Raw genomic sequence first — 14,368 nt, forward strand, 5'->3', positions numbered from 1 at the left:
CCTTCCGGCCGTCAGCCGAGTCCGAGCCGAAGCATGAAGATCCCCGGGAACACCGCGAACAGCACGCTGAGCGGCAGGATCAAGAACACAAGCGGAAAGAGCATGTAGATCTCTTTGCGCCCCGCGCGCTCGATGAGCGTGCGCTTGGCGTCCTCGCGGGCGTCGATCGCCTGCGCCTGCAGCACGTGCGCGAGCGGGGCACCTCGCTCGATCGCCGCCACCAGCTGATCGATCGCGCGGGTGAGGGCGGGGATCTCGAGGCCTGCGGCGAGGCGCGTGAGCGACTCCGACAGCGGCGAGCCGGTGCCGACCGCGACCACGACGCCGCGAAGCTCGGCGGTGAGCTCCCCCGCGCCGACGTCGCTGACCCGCCGCAGCGAGTCGAGGATCCCTTCGCCTGCCGACAGGCACAGCGCGAGGAACTCGAGCACCGTCGGCAGCTCCTCCTCGATGCGTGCGGATCGCGTCCGTGCCGCCCGCGTGAGCCAGGCGTCATACGCGAGTGCTGCCGCAACGGCGGCGACCGGGGGCAAGAGCCCGAGAACGGGCGATCCGCGGCCGACGAGCACGAGAACGACCACCACTGCGCCGCCGATCGCGAGGCCCGCGATCGCCCACGCCAGCTGTCGCCCGCGGAAGCGTGCCGTGTCGATCGTCCACGCGGCCTGATGCAGACGCCGGGTGAGCACCGCGTCGCCACCGGCCAAGCGGCCGAGGCGCCGCTGCGCGAACGCCGACCACGCGAACGGCGAGCTCCCGCCGGCCGGCGCGGCCACGTCGAGCCCGCGTGGGTCGGTGACATCTCGGATGTAGGGCGCGATCCGCCGCGCCAGGCTGGGCGCGCCCCACCGCGGAGCGAGCGAGATCAGCAGACAGACCCCGATACCCAGCGCGGTGCCGAGGACGACGGCGTAGGCGACGTCACCGAGCGCGAACCCGCTCACCCGAACCACCGCCGCGGCTCGGGAAGACGGCCGAGCCGGATCATGAGCCGGTACGCGATGAGCGACACCGCCGCACCGACGAGGATGAGAGCGATGCCGCCCGGGCTGCCGTAGGCGCGTGCTCCCTCCGGACGCATCGCGAGCATCGCGAGGATCACCCACGGCGCGATCACGCCGAGTACCGCCGCGCCGCGGATCCACGACTGACGCGACTCGACCTCGGCCCGCAGCGCAGCATCCGCGCGCACCGACGAGGCGAGGGCACGCAGCACCGTTGTGAGCTCCGTGCCGCCGACCTGTCTCGCCATGCGCAGCGTCTCGACGATGCGGTCGGCGACCGGGTCCGCCAGGGTGGTCTTGAGCCGCTGGATGCTCGAGTCGAAGTGCCCCGACGCCGCCACGTCGCGGGCGAAGGCCGCGAACGCCGGTCGCAGCTCGGCGGGTGCGGAGTCGGCGAGACTCGCCACCGCGTCGGGCAGCGACATCCCTGCGCGCACCGAGGCGATGAGCAGATCGCACACGTCGGGCCAGAGTCCCCGCCTCGTGCGCAACAGCTTGGAACGGCGCGCCCGCAGCCACGTGAACGGCGCGAGCGCACCGGCGACGGCAGCAACGAGGGCGAGGGCTGCGACCGGAGCGATGAGCCATGCCACCGCCGCCGCCATCGCGCCGCTCACACCGGCGACGACGACGATCGACGGCACCGTCACCCGCGCCATGCCCGCGTCTTCGAGCAGTCGCGCGACTCGCCCGCGCCGTGTCGCAGCGGCGCGGGAGCGTGATCCCCCTGGCCAGAGCCACGGCGACAGCATCAGCAGGATTCCGGCGGCGAGCACCGCGCCCCACACGAAGGTCACGCGCCGACCGCCCGGTACAGGGTGTTCGCGGTGATGACGCCGTCCGCGACGCCGGTCGGCGCGACGATCTCGACGACCCGCCGTGCTCCGCCCGCATCGCGCTCGCAATGCGCGACGAGGTGGACGGATGCCGCCACAGCCGGCTGCACGAAGCTCGAGTCGATGTTGCGTCCCGCCAGCAGCGGGAGCGCGGCGAGCTTGCCGAGCGCCTCGCGCGCCGAGTTGGCGTGGATCGTCGCCGCGCCGGGGACGCCCGTGTTGAGGGCGAGCAGCAGGTCGAGCGCTTCGGCGTCGCGCACCTCGCCGACGACGAGGCGGTCGGGGCGCATGCGCAGCGCCTCCTTCACGAGGCGGCGGAGCGTCACCTCGCCGGTGCCCTCGAGGCTCGGCTGCCGGCCCTGCAGGGCGACGAGATCGGGCGCCATTACGGCGAGCTCGAAGGTCTCCTCCACCGTCACGATCCGGTGTTCGGGCGGGCACGCCGCGATGAGCGCGCCGAGCAGCGTCGTCTTGCCGGCGTGCGTCGCGCCCGAGACCAGGACCGACTGCCCCGCGATCATCGCGTCGCGCAGCAGCGTGGCGGCCTCCGCAGCGATCGAGCCGGCGGCGACCAGTCTCCCGAGATCGCGGTAGGCCGGAAGGAACTTTCGGATGTTGACCGCCCAGTGACGGCGCGTGATGTCGGGGATCACGACGTGAAGCCGGCTCCCATCCGGCAAAGACGCATCGACGAAGGGCTGACTCAGGTCGACCCGACGGCCGCTGGACTGCAGCATCCGTTCCACCAGATCGCGCACCGCGGTATCGGTGAGCATGAGCGGTGTGCGCTCGGCCACTCCCCCGCGGGCAACGAAGATGCGGTCGGGGGCGTTGATCCAGACCTCCTCGACCGTCGGATCGTCGAGGTACGCCTGCAACGGCCCGAAGCCCGACACCGCGGCCAGCACCTCTCGCACGCACGCGGTCTCGTCGTCGACGGGCGTGAGGCCGCGCGCCAGCGCGAAATCGTTGTGACGGCGCACCTCTGCGCGCGCGATCTGCGCCGCGAACTCCGGATCGCGGGTCGGATCCGAGCGCTCTGCCCGGAGGCGTTCGCGCACGCGCTCCGCCACGACGGTCGCGACGGGAGCGGCGGGGGAGGTCACGTCAGCATCCTCCCAATTCCCCGCGGAGCCAGCCGAAAGTTATCCACAGATGCGCGGGACGCGCCCGGGAGGCAGGATGGAGTCACCGACGAAAGGGACGATGATGACGAAGACGGACATGGCCCCGGCGGCGAAGGCGGGACTCGGCCTGCTCGGCATCGTGCAGGTCGCGTTCGCGTTCCTCGCGTTCTGGGACCTGGCTCACCGCGACGCCGACGAAGTGCACGGCCCCAAGGTCGCGTGGATCCCCGCGATCCTCGTCAACTGGATCGGCCCCGCGAGCTACTTCCTGTTCGGCATCCGCCGCTGATCCCCCGGTCCGGACGGGGGCAAGCCCCACAGCCGACCCCCAGTCGCCTCAGTAGACTGAGAGCCTCGCGGGAGTGGTGAAATTGGCAGACACGCAGGATTTAGGTTCCTGTGCCTCCGGGCGTGTGGGTTCAAGTCCCACCTTCCGCACGCGAGTTCTCGCATCCTCCGCCGACTGACGACGGGACGACCATCGTGCACGCAGTTCCCACAGCCTTGATCCCCTGGCTGGATCCGGCCGCCATCATCGAATGGGCCGGCCCCTGGGCGCTCGTGGTGGTGTGCTTCATCGTCTTCGCCGAGACCGGCCTCCTCGTCGGCTTCCTGCTTCCCGGCGACACCCTGCTCGTCATCTCGGGGCTGCTGACGCACACGAGCAACATCTTCGGCGTCAACATCTGGGTGGTCTCGCTGCTGATCGGACTCGCCGCGTTCGTCGGCGGGGAGGTCGGCTACTACATCGGCCACAAGGGCGGCCCCGCGGTCTTCGAGAGGAAGGAATCGGGCCTGTTCAGCGTGAAGAACGTCGAGCGCACCAACGCGTTCTTCGAGCGCTTCGGCGGGCTCACGATCATCCTCGCGCGCTTCGTGCCGATCGTCCGCACGTTCGCCCCGGTCGCCGCCGGCATCGGCCACATGAACAAGTGGAAGTACACGCTCTACAACTTCATCGGCGCGGTGCTGTGGGGCTTCGGGCTGACGATGTTCGGCTACCTGCTGGGCTTCATCCCGCCGGTCGCCGAGTTCGTCGAGAACTACATCGACCTCATCCTGCTGGTCGCCGTCGGTGGCACCGCGCTCGTCACGCTGTGGCACTACCTCCGCGAGCGCAGCAAGGCGAAGAAGGCCGCTGCGGCCGGTGAAGACATCGTCACCGACCACGCCGAGGCCGAGGCGCTCGTGCTCGACCCCGAGGTGTTCGAGCGTGGCCCCGAGCACGGCGAGTCCCCCAAGGCCTGAGCCCCGAGCCACTAGCCCGTCAGGACGCCTTCTTCTTCTTCGCCGCAGGCTTCTTCGCGGGCGCCTTCGCCGGGGCTGCAGCATCCGGCTTTCCTGAGCCGGCCTTCGCGGCGCCTCCTTCGCGGGCCGCACGGGACTTCTCGACGCTGGCGCGGAGGGCCGCCATCAGGTCGATGACCTCGCCGCCGGCCTCCTCTTCCTCCTGCTCGCCGAACGTCTCGGAGGTGTCGACCGCGTCGCCCTTCTCGAGCTTCGCCTCGATGAGGGTTCGCAGTTCCTCTTGGTACTCGTCCTTGAACTCCTCGGGATCGAAGTCGCTCGAGAAGCTCTCGACCAGCGATGCCGACAGCTCGAGCTCCTTCGCCGAGATGCGCACCGACTCGTCGAGCGACGGGAACGCGGCTTCGCGCACCTCATCTGCCCAGAGCAGCGTCTGCAGCACCAGCACGTCGTCCCGCACGCGGAGCGCCGCGAGGCGGGTCTTCTGCCGGAGCGAGAACCGCACGATGGCCGTGCGATCGGTCTGCTCCAGCGTCTTGCGCAGCAGCACGTAGGCCTTGGGCGACGCCGAGTCGGGCTCGAGGTAGTACGCACGGTCGAGCGTCAGCAGATCGATCTGCTCGCTCGGCACGAACTCGACGACGTCGATCTCGCGGCTGCGCTCGGCCGGGAGCGACTCGAGGTCCTCCTTGGTCAGGACGACCGTCTTCTCACCGTCGTCGTAGGCCTTGTCGATATCGGAGTAAGGAACGACCTCACCGTCGATCTCGCAGATCCGCTGATAGCGGATGCGCCCGCCGTCTTTGTTGTGCACCTGATGCAGCGAGACGTCGTGGTCTTCGGTCGCCGAGTACACCTTCACCGGTACGTTGACGAGCCCGAACGTCAGTGCACCCTTCCAGATCGCTCTCACCCCACCAGTGAACACCAGGGCGCCGACATGCGGCCACCCCTTGCGCGACGCGGCGCCGATACTCTGAGCCCATGGCGGGCGACGAGCAGCTGGTGCGCATCGGCGGCCGCCGCCTGCGCATCACGAACCTCGAGAAGGTGCTCTACCCCGAGACCGGCACCACCAAGGGCGAGGTCATCGACTATTACTCGCGCATCGCCGAGGCGCTGATCCCCCATGTGGTCGGGCGCCCCGTCACCCGCAAGCGCTGGCCCGACGGTGTCGGCACCGAGGACGACCCTGGGATGGTGTTCTTCGCGAAGGACCTCGAGCGTGGAGCGCCATCGTGGGTGCGACGGATGCCGATCCCCCATTCCACCGGAACCAAGGAGTATCCCCTCGTCGGCGACGTGCCGACGCTCGTCTACCTCGCGCAGGTGGCGAGCCTTGAACTGCACGTGCCCCAGTGGCGCTTCGATGCGGGAGGCGGCCGCGGCCCCGCCGACCGTCTCGTGCTCGACCTCGACCCCGGTCCGGGTGCGGGCCTCGCCGAGTGCGCGGTGGTGGCCGGCTGGGCGCGCGAGATCCTGCTCGACATGGGTCTGGAGCCCTACCCGGTCACCAGCGGCAGCAAGGGCATCCACCTGTATGCCGCGCTGCCGCCGGGGCAGTCGACCGAGCAGGCCTCGGCGCTCGCGAACGAGCTCGCCCGCGCGATCGAAGCCGACCACAAGGAGCTCGTGGTCAGCAGCATGAAGAAGACCGAGCGGCACGGGAAAGTACTCATCGACTGGAGCCAGAACAACGGCTCGAAGACGACGATCGCCCCCTACTCCCTGCGTGGTCGCCCGCACCCGACCGTTGCCGCGCCGCGCACGTGGGACGAACTCGACGATCCGAATCTGCGCCACCTCGACTTCTCCGAGGTGCTCGATCGTGTCGAGACGATCGGCGACCCGATGGCCGCGCTCGGTTTCCACGCCGGCGGTCGTGAGGCGGAGTCGGGCCCGCTGTCGGCGTACATCTCCAAGCGCAGCGCCGACCGCACCCCCGAGCCCGTACCGGCGAACCCGCTGGGCGCCACGCCGCACGGCGAGCTGCCCCGGTTCGTGATTCAGGAGCACCACGCGACCGCCCTGCACTGGGACTTCCGCCTCGAACACGACGGCGTGCTCGTGAGCTGGGCCGTGCCCCGAGGCGTCCCGCACTCGTACAAGCGCAACAACCTCGCGATCATGACCGAGGACCATCCCATGGAGTACGCCACCTTCGAGGGCACGATTCCCGCGGGCGAGTACGGCGGCGGCACGGTGACCATCTGGGACGACGGCCGCTACGAGCTCGAGAAGTGGCGCGACGACGAGGTCATCGCGACGCTCGAAGGCCGCCCCGGCGGCCCGCTCGGTCGTGTGCGCCTGGCACTCATCCGGACGACCGGCGAGGGCGAGAAATCCAGCTGGCTCCTGCATCGCATGAAGACGGATGCTGCGGGCCGCCCGCAGCCGGAAGGCACGGTCGTCGAGCCCAGCCCTCAGGCCGACGTCCCTCGCCGGGTCCAGGCACACGCGCACGCGCCCATGCCCACGCGCGGCGCATCCGACCTGCGACCGATGCTCTCGACGAGCGCGACCCCGACGCAGGCGCGCCTGGCCGCCCGGACCTGGGCCGAGGGCGAAGCCGAGACCGCCTGGGTCGAGATGAAGTGGGACGGCATCCGCGCGGTCGGCACGTGGGACGGCCGACGACTGCGCCTCTTCGCGCGCAGCGGGAACGAAATCACCCATCGCTACCCCGAGCTGACAGCGGTCGACCCGGGGCTCGGCGAGCAGCCCTGCGTCCTCGACGGCGAACTCGTCGCTCTCGAGGCCGACGGCCGCCCCAGCTTCCCGCTCCTGCAGACGCGGATGAACCTCGAGCACGCGGGCGACATCGCCCGCGTGGCGCGGCGGACGCCCGTGCGCTACTACCTCTTCGACGTGCTCTCCCACGACGGCGACGACCTCGCCGGCCTGCCACTGCGTGAACGCCGTGATGTGCTCGAAGCGGTGGCCGCAGCATCCGTCGATGCGATCACCGTGCCACCCGTGTTCGACGACGTCGACGCCGCACTCGACGCGAGCGAGCAGCTGCGGCTCGAGGGCATCGTGGTGAAGGACCCGGTGTCGCGGTACCTCCGAGGAGGCCGCTCGGAGTCCTGGCTCAAAGTCAAGAACACGCGCACGCAGGAGGTCGTGATCGCGGGCATCCGTCCAGGAAAGGGCGGGCGCAGCAGCACCTTCGGGTCGCTGTTGCTCGGCATCCCCGGAAGGGAGGGGCTGCAGTACGCCGGCCGCGTGGGCAGCGGATTCAGCGACTCGACGCTCGCCGCGCTCTTGAAGAAGCTGACGCCGCTGCGCACCGACGAGAATCCCCTGGTCGGCGTGCCGGCGCTCGACGCGCGTGACGCGCTCTGGGTGCGGCCCGAGCTCGTCGGCGAGGTCGAGTACGGCGAGTTCACCCCTGGCGGCATCCTGCGCCATCCCCGCTGGCGGGGGCTGCGCCCCGACAAGTCCCCCGCCGAGGTCCGGCGCGAAGACTGACGCCGTGCGCTACGCGTGGGCTTCGTGCTCGACGTGTCCGGCGGGCTCGAGCTGGAACGTCGAGTGCTCCACGTCGAAGTGGTCCGAGAGGCAGGCCTGCAGGGTGCTGAGGATGGCTGCTGCCCGACCGTCGGAGAGCGCCGCGCCGTCGACCACGACGTGCGCGGTGAACACCGGCGCTCCGCGCGTGAGCTGCCACACGTGCACGTCGTGCACGTCGACGACCCCGGGCGTGGTGAGGATGTGCTCGCGGATCTCCTTCACGTGGGTGCCCTGGGGCGCCGACTCGGCCAGCACCGAGACGACCTCACGCAGCAGACCTATCGCACGCGGGATGATCATGGCGGCGATGAACAGCGACGCGATGGCGTCCGCCTGGTACCAGCCGGTCGTGACGATGACGATCGCGGCGACGATGACTGCCGCCGATCCGATGAGGTCGCCCAGCACTTCGAGGTAGGCGCCGCGTACGTTGATGCTGTGCCGCTGGGCAGAGCTCAGCAGCCACATCGCCACGCCGTTGGCCACCAGTCCGACGATCGCGACGATGAGCATGAGCGAACCCGCGACCTCGGCCTCCCCCGGGTTCAGCAGGCGCGAGATGCCTTCGAACGCGACCCATCCCGACAGCACGATCAGGATGACACCGTTGATCAGGGCGCCGAACACCTCAGCCCGCTGATAGCCGAAGGTTCGGCGGTCGTTCGCGGGCCGGCCCGCGACGGTGCTCGCAATGAGGGCGATCACCAGGGCCGCGGCATCCGTGAACATATGCGCCGCGTCGGCGAGCAGCGCGAGGGATCCCGACAGCACGGCGCCGACGATCTGCACCACCATGACCGTGGCGGTGATCGCGAGCGAGATCGCGAGCAGGCGGCGGTTGCCCGCCCCTCGGATCCCGGTCGGCGCGTGGTCGTGCATGGCCCCAGGGTATGCCCGGGACTGCGTCGGACAGCGCTGTTCCGCCTAGTCGGGAATGAGTGTGATTCTCAGTGTCGGCTCGGCGTGAACGCGCGGGATCCACTGCCCAGCTCCCGGCGGCTGATAGCGTCGCACCGTGATCGACCGCGTCGTGGGAATGACCGATCGCCCCTGGCGGCGCTCGGGCGCCCTCGCCTATGCTCGCCATCGCGTGGCGCGGGCAGTGCGTCCGCCCGTCGTGGTCACGCCGATCGGCACCGACGTTCGCATCCGGCGCGACATCGAGGTGCCGATGCGCGACGGCACGCTCCTGCGGGCGAACGTGTACCTGCCGACGACCGGCGACACTGTGCCGGCGATTCTCTGCGCGCACCCCTACGGCAAGGACGCGCTGCCGCGACGCGCGGGACGCCGCTACCGGATCAACCCGCAGTTCCGCATCCTGCGCCAGACGGCACCCGTGCACATCTCGGACGAGACCAGCTGGGAGGCCCCGGATCCGGCGTGGTGGGTGCCGCGGGGCTACGCGGTGGTCAACCTCGACATGCGCGGCGCTGGCCGTTCCGACGGCGTGGGTTCCTTGATGACCGACGCCGAGGCGGAAGACGTCTACGACGCGATCGAGTGGATCGCCGCACAGGACTGGTGCGACGGCGGGGTCGCCATGCTCGGCGTGTCGTACCTCGCGATCTCGCAGTACAAGGCCGCTGCCCTGAGCCCGCCGCATCTGCGTGCGATCGTTCCATGGGAGGGCTTCACCGACGCGTACCGCGACTTCTTCTACCCCGGCGGGGTGCGAGAGATCGGATTCTCACGACTGTGGACCACCCTCGTCCGTCGCGCCACGCGCATGTCGCCGGATCTGGGGCGAGAGGCGGCGGCGCGTCCTGACGACGACGCGTGGTGGCGCTCGCTGGCGCCAGACCTCGGCCGGATCCAGACGCCGATGCTCGTCTGCGGCAGCTTCTCCGACCATGACCTGCACTCCCGCGGCAGCTTCCGCGCCTTCGCCGAGGCAGGGTCCCCCGAGCGTCACCTGTTCACCCATCGCACCGGCAAGTGGGCGGCGTTCTACGGTGAGGACGCCAAGGCCGTGCAGCGCGCCTTTCTCGACACGCACCTGAAGGATGCCGCGTCCGCACTGCCGCGCGTGCGGTTGGAGGTGCGCGAGCGGGGCGATCTCGTCCATGCCGTCCGCGAGGAGGAGCGCTGGCCGCCTGAGACCCGGCCGCTGCTGCTCCAGCTCGCCGACGGAGGTCGCCTGTCGTCGTCGCCGGCGGCGGGCGGCTCTGTCGCGGCAGCCGGCCGACGACGTGCCGCGCGGTTCTCATGGGTGTTCCCCGACGATGCCGAGATCACCGGCGAGGCGAGAATTCGGTTGTGGGTGAGCGCCACTGCCGCCGGCGGGGTCTCGATCTTCGCAGGGCTCTCGAAGTGGAGCGGCGGGCGATTCGTTCCGTTCGAAGGCTCGTACGGCTTCGGACGGGATCTCGTCACGACGGGCCTTCGCCGGGTCGAGGTGCGCACCACGCCCACGGAGGTCGAGATCGACTTCGCTCCGTCAGCCACGTTCTTCCGCGCCGGCGATGAGCTGCGACTGCATGTCGCGGGTCGCCAGCTCTCCCCCCGAAACCCGCTGACGGGCGCGTTCCCCGCGCTCTACCGCGCCGGCGGGCAGGCCGGCTTCTCGCTGCATTCCGATCCCGTCCGTCCGCAGGTGCTCGAACTGCCCCTCGTGGAGAGCCGCTGACCCCCTCGCGTCAGAGGTCGGCAAGGAGCGCCGCGAGCGCGACGAAGGCACGCGAGCGATGGGATGCTGCGTTCTTCTCGTCGGCCGTCCACTCGCCGACCGTCCGCTCGGCGCCGGGCTCCTGCCCGTCGGGAAAGAAGATCGGGTCGTAGCCGAAGCCGCTCTCCCCCGACGGCGCGGTCGCCAGGCGTCCGGGCCACACGCCTTCGACGACGCTCTCGCGCGAGGCGTCGCCCGGCACCACGAGCGCGATCGTCGAGACGAATTGCGCCGTGCGGTGCGGGTCGCCGATGTCGGAGAGCTGGTCGAGCAGCAGATTCAGGTTGGCCGAGGCATCCTTCGCGTGACCGGCCCAGTACGCCGAGAACACGCCCGGGGCGCCGCCGAGCACGTCGACGCAGATGCCCGAGTCATCGGCGAGCGCCGGCAGGCCCGTATGCTGCGCCGCCGCTCGCGCCTTGATGAGCGCGTTCTCGGCGAACGTGATCCCGTCCTCGACCGGCTCGGGTCCGTCGTAGGCGATCACGATCAGATCCGGCCGCGTCGCGGCCACGATCGCCTGGAACTCCTCGACCTTGTGGCGGTTGTGCGTCGCGAGCACGATCTGCTCCAGCGTCCCGCCCGCAGCCGCAGACTCGGCCTCGACTGCGGCGACGACATCAGCCATGTCCTCGGGGTGCGCGGTCACGCGGCATCCTCCGCGGCGAGCGCCGCGAGCTGGTGCGTGCGCAGGTCGGCGCAGCCGTTCACGCCGAGCTCGAGGAGCGCGTCGAGCTCGCGCTTGTCGAAGGGCGCTCCTTCGGCGGTGCCCTGCACCTCGACGAACAGGCCGCGTCCGGTGACGACGACGTTCATGTCGGTCTCGGCGCGCACGTCCTCGACATACGCGAGGTCGAGCATGGGCTCGCCGTCGATGATGCCGACCGAGACCGCCGCCACCGAGTCGAACAGCACCTGTGATTTCTGGCCGATGAACTTCTTGCCGCGGCCCCACTCGATCGCGTCGGCGAGCGCGACGTAGGCGCCGGTGATCGCCGCGGTGCGCGTGCCGCCGTCGGCCTGCAGCACGTCGCAGTCGATGACGATGGTGTTCTCGCCCAGGGCTTTGGTGTCGACGACGGCACGCAGCGCCCGGCCGATGAGGCGCGAGATCTCATGCGTCCGGCCGCCGATCTTGCCCTTGACGCTCTCGCGGTCGTTGCGCTCGTTGGTGGCGCGCGGCAGCATCGCGTACTCGGCGGTGATCCACCCCTTGCCCTTGCCGGTCAGCCAGCGCGGCACGCCGTTCGTGAACGACGCCGTGCACAGCACCTTCGTGTTCCCGAAGGAGATGAGGGCGGACCCCTCGGCCTGGCTCGACCAGCCCCGCTCGATCGTGATGGGTCGCAGCTGGTCGACGGAACGGCCGTCGGCACGGGTGATGTCGGTCATTCGGTTCTCCTCCGGAGCGGGACGGACGCCTCAGCCGAGGCGCCGGGCAGGGTTCGAGGCAGTGGGCAGGTCGATGGCGCCGGTCTGCACGAGGCGCACGGAGGTGACCTCGCGTCCCATGAGCCGGTGCGCGAGGCGCAGGAACTCGTCGGCGGACGCGCCGGTGGCCTCGTAGACGTGGCGGGGCTCGGCATCCGGCCCCGCGAGCAGATCGCGGGAGACCAGCTGACGGTAGACGTCCTTCGCGGTCTCGGTATCGCTGGAGACCAGACTGACGTCGGGCCCCATGACATAGCTGATCGCGCCCTCGAGGAACGGGTAGTGGGTGCAGCCCAGCACGAGGGTGTCGACTTCGGCCGCCCGCAGTGGCGCGAGATACTCCTCGGCGACCGCGAGCACCTCAGGAGAGCCGGTGACGCCCGCCTCGACGAACTCGACGAAGCGCGGGCAGGCCTGCGCGAAGACGGTGAGACGCTCGTTCACCCCGAGCATGTCCTGGTACGCACCGGAGCTGATGGTCCCGGCAGTGCCGATCACGCCGACGCGTCCGTTGCGCGTCGTCGACATCGCCGTGCGCACGGCGGGGTTGATGACCTCGACCACCGGGACGTCGTAGCGCTCGCGCGCGTCGCGCAGCATCGCCGCGGAGGCGGTGTTGCACGCGATCACCAGCATCTTCACGCCCTGGGCGACCAGATCGTCGAGCACCTCGAGCGCGTAGCGCCGGACGTCGGCGATCGGCTTCGGCCCGTACGGCGAGCGCGCGGTGTCGCCGATGTAGAGGATCGACTCCTGCGGCAGCAGCGACGAGACGGCCCGCGCGACGGTGAGCCCGCCGACCCCGGAGTCGAAGATTCCGATCGGCGCGTCGTTCACGAGAGTCCACCCTACGCCAGCGGGTCGCCGCGGGGCACGGCGAAGCCGCGGCGAGCAGAGCGAGCCCTCGGGGGGACCCCCGCGTCATGAAAAGCTAGGCTGACCCGCATGGCCGCCTCGACCGCCCTGCTGACGGACCGCTACGAGCTCACGATGGTCGACGCGGCACTCCGCGACGGCACCGCCCACCGCCGATGCGTGTTCGAGCTGTTCGGCCGCCGCCTCCCCGGCGCCAGACGGTTCGGGGTCGTCGCGGGCACGGGCCGGCTGCTGTCGCTCATCCGGGACTTCCGCTTCGGTGACGACGAGCTGCGGTTCCTCCGCGACGAGAAGGTGGTGGATGCTGCGACCCTCGACTTCCTCGAGGGCTACCGGTTCACCGGCTCGGTGACCGGCTACCGCGAGGGCGAGCTGTACTTCCCCGGTTCCCCCATCCTCACCGTCGAGGGGACCTTCGCCGAGGCCGTCGTGCTCGAGACCCTCGCGCTGAGCGTGCTCAACCACGACTCCGCGGTCGCGACCGCCGCCGCCCGCATGAGCATCGCCGCCGGAGATCGCCCGCTGGCCGAGATGGGCTCGCGACGGGCCGGCGAGGCGTCCGCCGTCGCGGCCGCGCGCGCCGCGTACATCACGGGATTCAGCGCCACCTCGAACCTCGAAGCCGGCCGTTGCTGGGGAATCCCGACGATGGGCACCGCCGCGCACGCGTGGACCCTGCTGCACGACACCGAGGAAGACGCCTTCCAGGCGCAGATCGACGCTCTGGGCGTCGGGACGACCCTCCTCATCGACACCTATGACATCCGTCAGGGCGTCGAGACGGCCGTCCGCGTGGCGGGGACCGGGCTCGGCGGAGTCCGCATCGACTCCGGCGATCTCCCGACGGTGGCTGCGGAGGTGCGTGCCCAACTCGACGAGCTGGGAGCCACCGGCACGCGCATCACCGTGACGAGCGACCTCGACGAGTACGCGATCGCCGCGCTCGCAGCATCCCCCGTCGACTCCTACGGTGTGGGCACGTCCGTGGTCACGGGGTCCGGCACACCGACTGCCGGCATGGTCTACAAGCTCGTCGCCCGACAGGATTCCCACGGCGGCTGGGTCGGGGTGGCGAAGGCCTCGACGGACAAGGCATCGAAGGGCGGCCGCAAGGCGGCCTTCCGCACGCTGGACGCGGGCACCGCGACGAGCGAACTCATCGTCGTGTCAGACGGCTTCGAGGCGCTGGAGACCGCCTCGGCGCATCCCGGCTCGCGCGCACTGCAGGTCTCCCTGGTCGTCGACGGCGAACCGGATGCCGCGTACGAGGGATCCGACGGAGTAGAGGCAGCGCGAGCACATCACGCGCGCGTGCGCGAAGAGCTTCCGGTGCGCGCACTCGCGCTCAGCCGATCCGACCCGGCGATCCCGACGGTCTACGCCGACGCCGAGTGATCAGCCCTGAAGCGACTCGTAGATCTCTTTGCAGGTCGGGCACACGGGGAACTTCTCCGGGTCGCGGCCGGGCGTCCACTTCTTGCCGCACAGCGCGCGAACCGGCTTGCCGGTGATGGCGGACTCGAGGATCTTGTCCTTCTTCACGTAATGGGAGAAGCGCTCGTGGTCACCCGGCTCGATGTTCTCTTCTTTGAGGAGCTCTTCGAGCTCGCGATCGAGGGTCGCGATGCCGCCCTGGTCGGGGCTGTCCAGCGGGGTGCTCATGGT

14 protein-coding genes and 1 tRNA gene are annotated in these 14,368 nt (G+C 70.3%); 6 read left to right on the top strand and 9 right to left on the bottom strand.

Features of this window, described 5'->3' with window-relative positions; genetic code table 11:
• Positions 1-11: 11 nt before the first annotated feature.
• The 3 genes from ACVN90_RS11165 to ACVN90_RS11175 are packed head-to-tail and all read right to left on the bottom strand — an operon-like array spanning position 12 to position 2,946.
• Positions 12-944 carry a type II secretion system F family protein gene (locus tag ACVN90_RS11165; RefSeq protein WP_475098334.1) on the bottom strand — a complete coding sequence of 311 codons (933 nt, stop codon included), beginning with the start codon at positions 942-944 and terminating at the stop codon, positions 12-14.
• The gene (locus ACVN90_RS11170; RefSeq protein ID WP_475098335.1) at positions 941-1,801 is read right to left on the bottom strand and encodes a type II secretion system F family protein; all 861 of its coding nucleotides are present in this window, start codon (positions 1,799-1,801) and stop codon (positions 941-943) included. The genes ACVN90_RS11165 and ACVN90_RS11170 overlap by 4 nt, the downstream gene beginning before the upstream one ends.
• Complete coding sequence (locus tag ACVN90_RS11175; RefSeq protein WP_475098336.1) at positions 1,798-2,946, bottom strand: CpaF family protein; 1,149 nt, start codon at positions 2,944-2,946, stop codon at positions 1,798-1,800. The genes ACVN90_RS11170 and ACVN90_RS11175 overlap by 4 nt, the downstream gene beginning before the upstream one ends.
• A 103-nt stretch (positions 2,947-3,049) precedes the next feature.
• Between ACVN90_RS11175 and ACVN90_RS11180 the strand changes: the two genes are divergently transcribed.
• The 3 genes from ACVN90_RS11180 (at position 3,050) to ACVN90_RS11190 (ending at position 4,215) form a co-directional block, all read left to right on the top strand.
• Complete coding sequence (locus ACVN90_RS11180; RefSeq protein WP_475098337.1) at positions 3,050-3,256, top strand: PLDc N-terminal domain-containing protein; 207 nt, start codon at positions 3,050-3,052, stop codon at positions 3,254-3,256.
• Positions 3,257-3,323: 67 nt separating this feature from the next.
• Positions 3,324-3,405, top strand: a tRNA-Leu gene (locus ACVN90_RS11185).
• Positions 3,406-3,450: 45 nt separating this feature from the next.
• Positions 3,451-4,215, top strand: coding sequence for a DedA family protein (locus ACVN90_RS11190; protein ID WP_475098338.1), 765 nt, complete (start codon positions 3,451-3,453; stop codon positions 4,213-4,215).
• A 19-nt stretch (positions 4,216-4,234) separates the two neighbouring features.
• On the opposite strand, the gene ku is transcribed toward ACVN90_RS11190, so the two are convergent.
• Positions 4,235-5,128 (bottom strand): non-homologous end joining protein Ku, encoded by an 894-nt coding sequence (ku, locus tag ACVN90_RS11195; protein ID WP_475098339.1) that lies wholly within the window; start codon positions 5,126-5,128, stop codon positions 4,235-4,237.
• A gap of 71 nt (positions 5,129-5,199) precedes the next feature.
• On the opposite strand from ku, the gene ACVN90_RS11200 reads away from it, so the two are divergent.
• Positions 5,200-7,686: an ATP-dependent DNA ligase gene (locus ACVN90_RS11200; protein ID WP_475098340.1), complete on the top strand. Its 2,487-nt coding sequence runs from the start codon at positions 5,200-5,202 to the stop codon at positions 7,684-7,686.
• Positions 7,687-7,695: 9 nt separating this feature from the next.
• Here ACVN90_RS11200 and ACVN90_RS11205 read toward each other — a convergent pair whose 3' ends face one another.
• A complete protein-coding gene (locus ACVN90_RS11205) occupies positions 7,696-8,607 on the bottom strand; it encodes a cation diffusion facilitator family transporter (protein ID WP_475098341.1) in 912 nt (303 codons plus the stop codon).
• 136 nt (positions 8,608-8,743) lie between these two features.
• Here ACVN90_RS11205 and ACVN90_RS11210 point away from each other — a divergent pair, with 136 nt between their 5' ends.
• Positions 8,744-10,357 (top strand): CocE/NonD family hydrolase, encoded by a 1,614-nt coding sequence (locus ACVN90_RS11210; RefSeq protein ID WP_475098342.1) that lies wholly within the window; start codon positions 8,744-8,746, stop codon positions 10,355-10,357.
• A 10-nt stretch (positions 10,358-10,367) separates the two neighbouring features.
• Here the strand turns inward: ACVN90_RS11210 and rdgB are convergent, their stop codons facing one another.
• Genes rdgB through murI form a run of 3 tightly spaced genes read right to left on the bottom strand, consistent with a single transcriptional unit; the run spans position 10,368 to position 12,664 of the window.
• Entirely contained in the window at positions 10,368-11,024 is a 657-nt protein-coding gene (rdgB, locus tag ACVN90_RS11215; RefSeq protein ID WP_475102104.1) for an RdgB/HAM1 family non-canonical purine NTP pyrophosphatase, read from the bottom strand.
• A 17-nt stretch (positions 11,025-11,041) separates the two neighbouring features.
• A complete protein-coding gene (gene rph / locus ACVN90_RS11220; RefSeq protein WP_475098343.1) occupies positions 11,042-11,788 on the bottom strand; it encodes a ribonuclease PH in 747 nt (248 codons plus the stop codon).
• Between the two features lie 30 nt (positions 11,789-11,818).
• The gene (gene murI / locus ACVN90_RS11225; protein WP_475098344.1) at positions 11,819-12,664 is read right to left on the bottom strand and encodes a glutamate racemase; all 846 of its coding nucleotides are present in this window, start codon (positions 12,662-12,664) and stop codon (positions 11,819-11,821) included.
• Positions 12,665-12,772: 108 nt separating this feature from the next.
• Between murI and ACVN90_RS11230 the strand changes: the two genes are divergently transcribed.
• Positions 12,773-14,098 (top strand): nicotinate phosphoribosyltransferase, encoded by a 1,326-nt coding sequence (locus ACVN90_RS11230; RefSeq protein ID WP_475098345.1) that lies wholly within the window; start codon positions 12,773-12,775, stop codon positions 14,096-14,098.
• Here the strand turns inward: ACVN90_RS11230 and ACVN90_RS11235 are convergent, their stop codons facing one another.
• On the bottom strand, positions 14,099-14,365 hold the full coding sequence (locus ACVN90_RS11235; RefSeq protein WP_045296870.1) for a DUF3039 domain-containing protein: 267 nt from the start codon (positions 14,363-14,365) through the stop codon (positions 14,099-14,101).
• Positions 14,366-14,368: the final 3 nt, after the last annotated feature.

The organism is Microbacterium sp. F01, assembly GCF_056156365.1.

What these genes read in the sequence shown, in the direction of transcription:
- ACVN90_RS11205 (WP_475098341.1), bottom strand. Translation starts at nt 8,607, where the DNA reads ATGCACGACCACGCGCCGACCGGGATCCGAGGGGCGGGCAACCGCCGC.
- ACVN90_RS11230 (WP_475098345.1), top strand. Translation starts at nt 12,773, where the DNA reads ATGGCCGCCTCGACCGCCCTGCTGACGGACCGCTACGAGCTCACGATG.
- ACVN90_RS11200 (WP_475098340.1), top strand. Translation starts at nt 5,200, where the DNA reads ATGGCGGGCGACGAGCAGCTGGTGCGCATCGGCGGCCGCCGCCTGCGC.
- ACVN90_RS11180 (WP_475098337.1), top strand. Translation starts at nt 3,050, where the DNA reads ATGACGAAGACGGACATGGCCCCGGCGGCGAAGGCGGGACTCGGCCTG.
- rdgB (WP_475102104.1), bottom strand. Translation starts at nt 11,024, where the DNA reads ATGGCTGATGTCGTCGCCGCAGTCGAGGCCGAGTCTGCGGCTGCGGGC.
- ACVN90_RS11235 (WP_045296870.1), bottom strand. Translation starts at nt 14,365, where the DNA reads ATGAGCACCCCGCTGGACAGCCCCGACCAGGGCGGCATCGCGACCCTC.
- rph (WP_475098343.1), bottom strand. Translation starts at nt 11,788, where the DNA reads ATGACCGACATCACCCGTGCCGACGGCCGTTCCGTCGACCAGCTGCGA.